Origin of the sequence: Mycobacterium sp., from assembly GCF_035314905.1 — a bacterium.
GTDB lineage: Bacteria > Actinomycetota > Actinomycetes > Mycobacteriales > Mycobacteriaceae > Mycobacterium.
Genome location: NZ_DATFYW010000009.1, coordinates 1 through 5106, shown reverse-complemented (window position 1 = coordinate 5106; position 5106 = coordinate 1). Strand labels below are relative to the sequence as shown.

Sequence of the window (5106 nt, the reverse complement as noted above, 5' to 3'; positions counted from 1 at the left end):
TGGAGTTGCCGGCCCGGTAGCCGACGATGGCCGAGGAGTCCGGCCCGTATTGCGGTTGCAGGCTGACCTGGGTGGTGCTGATGTCTTTGCGGTCGACGCCGGCGCTGACCAGTGCGTTGATCACGGCCTGCTGCCGCTGGCCGGTCTGGTTCATCGCGGCGGTGACGTCGGGCGCGGTGAACTCGATCGAGACGTTGGCCGTCAGCATGTCCGGTGCGCCCCGTACGTGCCCAGAACCGACCACGGTGACCTGTCGGCTCAGCATTTTTGGGACCCTACCGGTCGTGGCGTGACGAGGATCCGAGATCGTTGGCGCGCAAAGTGTGGTGGCCCGCCGTACGACGCGGCGCGGGCGACGTCGCCTCGTTCGCTGAAGCCCGGCCCACCGGCTGAGCTCTCACACCAGTAAGTCTCCGGACCCACCGGACGGTTCACTGGCGCGCGGACGGCTGTCCATCGCAGTCCGGTGCCAGTCGGCAAACAGAGTCGCTCGTCACCTACGTTGCCAACAAAGCCAACCCGGTTGACGTCGTACTTCAGGATGCCCTCTTTGGCCAACCCAGCCGACGCTGGTCAGTGTGGTCGAACGGGCGAGAAATTCGGTGGCGGCCATGGTATTGCGCAGGACCTCATCGCTGTTCGGGGCCGAGCCCGGCGGATTCGCTGACGGCCGCGGCAGGTATACCCATAAGCATCGGCGGTTCGCCCCGTTAGTTAATTTAACCAATTGGAAAACGATCAGAAATTAGCGCCGCTGCGGCGGAGAAAATGCCCTTCAGCCACGCCTCCGTTTGCCCGCGATACCGCGTGAACGCTCAACATCGCGGCCACATCGATACAGGCAGGGTGGGCCCGGTGCGCGACGGGCGAAGCGGATGGGTTGTTTGCTGTCGGGACGCTGGAGAGCCTCGCGGATCCACCTGTGATGCCGGGGTTGCCCTTAATTGTGAACAAATGATGATTTCGCGCCGGAATTCATGCCAACTGGCTGCGAGCGACCTCGCACAGTTCTACCGTCGACCTGTTCGATGACGATCGAAATTTCTTCCGTCGTTCGAAGGAGACCCCAATGGCGGGTTCTGAAGAAAATCGCACCACCGAGTGGCGCCCCGTGTCCAAGCTCTATCGCCGGCCGCCGGGTCTGGCCTGGTTGTTGGGGCTGCTGGTAGTCCCGCTTGTGCTGGGGGCAATCGGCCACGGCATGCTTGACAAGTCCAAGAAGGAGACCAGCGCCGCGAGCGTCAACGCGTCGCCGTCGACGACTGTCTCCGCGGCTCCCAGCGTTTCGGTGACCGCGCCCAACGCCGCGGCTCAGGGCCTGTCATTCACCCGGAACGGCAACGACGTCACCGTGTCCGGCACCGTCCCGGATGATGCGACCCGGGCGTCGTTGCTGTCCGCGGTGAAGGCGTCGTTCGGACCGGACGTCAACGTGGTCGACAAGCTCACCCTGAGCGGCGGTGCCCCCGCTCCTGACATCTCGGCGGTGAGCGCGGTGCTGAAAGCGGGCGCCTCGATTCCCGGTTTCGGTCTCAACGTGGGCGCCGACAAGATCACACTGACCGGGACCGCGGCCAGCGACTCCGACAAGGCCGCGGTTGAAGCGGCGGCCAGGAGCGCGTGGCCGAACACTGCCATCGTCAACGAGATCCAGGTCAATGCCCCCTCGGGCGCGCCGGCCCCCAGCGGTAACTGCAATGGTCTGCAGGCCGACATCACGGGTCTGATGCGGACACCGATCACTTTCGAGACCAATTTCTTCAACCTCACCCCGGCCTACCAGCAGGAGTTGACTCAGGTCGCCGACAAGCTGAAGTCCTGCCCGAACGCGAGCGTCGTGGTCACCGGGTACACCGACAACACCGGCAATGACGCCATCAACGTTCCGTTGAGCGCCAACCGGGCCAAGACTGTCGCCGATTACCTGGTGTCGCAGGGGGTGGCCGCCGACCACGTCACCTCCAAGGGGCTCGGGTCCACCAATCCGGTCGCAAGCAACGACACCGCCGATGGGCGAGCCCAGAACCGTCGGGTCGAGATCACGGTCAGTTAAGGAGAATTGTCATGGACTTCGTCATCCAATGGTTGTGGTATCTGCTCGCCTTCGCGGTGGGCTCGCTGATCGCCTGGCTGATCACTGTTGTCTCAATCAGACCCAAAAACAAGGCGGAGGCCATCGCGGCCCTCCCCGGTGCGCGTGAGATCGGAGCACGGTGATGCATGACATAAATTGGTGGCTGATGGCCCTGGCGTTTGTGCTGGGGCTGGTGTGGACGTTCCTGTTTGCGATCCGGCGGGTCAAGGGTGAGGTGCCGGTCAGCCAAAGCCGGGCCGGTTTCGTCGGAGGCCGTGACGTCCGTCGCTCGGATGCCCGGGGCGGCAGTCTGGGTAGGGACGCGGCGGTCGCCGGCGGTGCGGCAGCGGCGGGTGGTGCGGCGGCCGCATCTTCCGCCGGCCGCAAACCATCCGCCGATGAGCCGTATGGCGCCGGGTCGGCCCGGGGCACCGGCGGCGACAGAGGCCCGGCCGGGTACCCGGTGAAGGGCAGCGAGGACTCGATGCTCTATCACACCCCGGAGAGCCCGTCCTACAAGCAGACGAAGGCCGAGGTCTGGTTCAAGGACGAGGAATCCGCCATCCGAGCCGGGTTCTCCCCCTGGCATAAAGGCCACCATCCGGGAGCCCCTGGTGTCGCCGCCGCGGGTGCCGCGGCGGCCGGCGGCGCGGCGGCCAGGTTGACTGAGAGATCATCGGCAGGAAAGGGGCCGACCGGCGAGGAGCCGTACGGCGCCGGGTCGGCGCGGGCAGGCGCCGACGGCAGCGGCCCGGCGGGGTACAACGTGAAGGGCAACGAGGATTCGATGCTGTATCACACCCCGGAGAGCCCCTGGTACGAGCAGACGATCGCCGAGGTCTGGTTCAAGGACGCGGAATCGGCCGTGCGCGCCGGGTTCACTCGCTGGGACAAAGGCCACCCGGGGGGCCGTGATGTCGCCGCAGCCGGCATGACGGCCGGCGGTGCGGCGGCAGCCGGTGCGGCCGCCAAATCGGTCCCCGGCCGGACATCCCCGGATGAGCCGTACGGTGCCGGTTCGGCGCGGGCGGGCGTCGGCGGCAGCGGCCCGGCCGGATACACGGTGAAGGGCAACGAGAATTCGATGCTCTATCACACCCCGGAGAGCCGGTGGTACAAGGAGACGACCGCCGATTTCATCTGGTTCAAGGACGAGGAGTCGGCCATCCAGGCCGGGTTCACGCGCTGGGACCAGGCACACCACAGGAACTAGGGCGCGTCCGAAATTGCCGCGCGGCCTTAGCCGTCGGATTCTGGCGTCGCGGAGAGTCATGCGTCGCGTGCCCCCGGCACCGTTCACGGCCACCGCCGGGGTGATGTGTGTGGTGCTGATCGCCGCGTGCGCCGCAAAGGTGCACGGCGACACCGGCGCCGCTCAGTCCGGCCCACAGTTGGCCGCGCCGGTGGCGCTGGCCGGCGTCCTGCCCGACGCGCAGCCCAACGTCACCGAGGCCGCGCTCGACGGGGTGGACTCCCGCGCGAGACAGGCCACCGCCAACGCGACCGGCGACGGCGCCGACATCTCGGTGCTGGTGCTCGATCGGGTCACCCACCGGACGGTGTCCAACGGCAACAACACAGCGATCGCGACGGCGTCGGTCGCGAAACTGTTCATCGCCGACGACCTGTTGTACCAATCGTCCACCGGGCAGACTCCGCTGTCGCCCGAGGACCGCCAAGGCCTCGACGTGATGTTGCAGTCCTCGGATGATGCTGCGGGAGAACGGTTTTGGGAACGTGGCGGCGGAGATGCGATCGTCGCGCGGGTCGCGTCGCGCTACGGGCTGCGGTCAACCGGGCCGGGCACCAACGGGCTGTGGTGGAACACCATGACCACCGCGGCCGATCTGGTGCAGTACTACAGCATGCTGCTGGACGCGAAGGGCGGGCTGTCACCGGATCAGGCCGCCGTCATCATCAACGACCTGGTGCGGTCCACGGCGCAGGGCGACGACGGCTACCCGCAGCGGTTCGGCATCCCGGATGGCCTCTACGCCGAGCCGGTCGCGGTCAAGCAGGGTTGGATGTGCTGCATCGGCGACGACTGGATGCACCTGTCCACCGGCTTGATCGGGGCCCAGTACCGGTACGTCATGGTGATCGAATCCCGGCAACCGACCGACGACAGCACCGCGCGCAACACAATCACCGAGGCCGTCAAGACCATGTTCCCCGGCGGCCGGATCTAGGCGGAGAGCGTCCCGCGCGCGAGACACCGCATGGCTGCTAGGGGCGCGCCATCGCCTCCAGCCGGGCGATTCGCTCAGCCATCGGCGGGTGCGTCGAGAACAACTTCCCCATCATGTTGCCCGCCCGGAACGGGTTGGCGATCATCAGATGTGACTGACTGGCCAGCTGTGGAACCGGCGGCAGCGGAGCCACCTCGACACCACCGGCGATCTTGCGCAGCGCCGACGCCAACGCCATCGGGTCGCCGGACAGCTCGGCTCCGGACTCGTCGGCCTGGTACTCCCTCGCCCGAGATACTGCAAGCCGCACCACCGTCGCCGCGATTGGACCGAGAAGCGAGACCAGCAGCAGCGCCAGGGGATTCGCGCGTCCACCCCCGCTGCCGCCGGCCCGACCCGCGAGGAAAGCCATGTTCGCCATGCCGGAGATCACCGCCGCCATCGCCCCGGCAACGCAGGAAATCAGGATGTCGCGGTTGTAGACGTGCGAAAGCTCATGGCCGAGCACCGCGCGCAACTCGCGCTCGTCAAGGATCTGCAGGATTCCGGCGGTGCAGCACACCGCGGCATGCCGGGGACTGCGTCCAGTGGCAAAAGCGTTCGGGGACGCGGTATCGCTGACGTAGAGCCGCGGCATCGGCTGATGCGCCGTGGTCGCCAGCTCGCCCACGATCCGGTACATCGCGGGCTGCTGCGCCTCGGTGACCGGCTGCGCGTGCATGGCCCGCAGCGCCAGGGTGTCGCTCTTGAAATAGGCCCAGACGTTCATGCCGACCGCGAGCACGATCGACAGCACCAAAATCGACCTATTGTGGAACAGCGCCCCGATGAACACGATCAGCG

Annotated in this window: 6 protein-coding genes; 4 read left to right on the top strand and 2 right to left on the bottom strand. The window is 66.9% G+C overall.

The genetic code is table 11. The features are described 5' to 3' along the window. A partial coding sequence (locus VKG81_RS00690) for an SIMPL domain-containing protein (protein WP_414685106.1) occupies window positions 1-307 on the bottom strand: 307 nt, incomplete at its 3' end. A 762-nt stretch (window positions 308-1069) separates the two neighbouring features. Between VKG81_RS00690 and VKG81_RS00685 the strand changes: the two genes are divergently transcribed. The 4 genes from VKG81_RS00685 to VKG81_RS00670 are packed head-to-tail and all read left to right on the top strand — an operon-like array spanning window position 1070 to window position 4263. Beyond that, the gene (locus VKG81_RS00685) at window positions 1070-2053 is read left to right on the top strand and encodes an OmpA family protein (RefSeq protein ID WP_324388904.1); all 984 of its coding nucleotides are present in this window, start codon (window positions 1070-1072) and stop codon (window positions 2051-2053) included. A gap of 11 nt (window positions 2054-2064) precedes the next feature. Continuing rightward, on the top strand, window positions 2065-2217 hold the full coding sequence (locus tag VKG81_RS00680; RefSeq protein WP_324388903.1) for a hypothetical protein: 153 nt from the start codon (window positions 2065-2067) through the stop codon (window positions 2215-2217). Window positions 2218-2240: 23 nt separating this feature from the next. Continuing rightward, window positions 2241-3287: a hypothetical protein gene (locus tag VKG81_RS21425; RefSeq protein WP_414685105.1), complete on the top strand. Its 1047-nt coding sequence runs from the start codon at window positions 2241-2243 to the stop codon at window positions 3285-3287. A 58-nt stretch (window positions 3288-3345) separates the two neighbouring features. Then, window positions 3346-4263, top strand: a complete 918-nt coding sequence (locus VKG81_RS00670) for a hypothetical protein (RefSeq protein WP_324388902.1) — start codon at window positions 3346-3348, stop codon at window positions 4261-4263. A gap of 37 nt (window positions 4264-4300) precedes the next feature. Here VKG81_RS00670 and htpX read toward each other — a convergent pair whose 3' ends face one another. Then, a complete protein-coding gene (gene htpX, locus VKG81_RS00665; protein ID WP_324388901.1) occupies window positions 4301-5104 on the bottom strand; it encodes a zinc metalloprotease HtpX in 804 nt (267 codons plus the stop codon). Window positions 5105-5106: the final 2 nt, after the last annotated feature.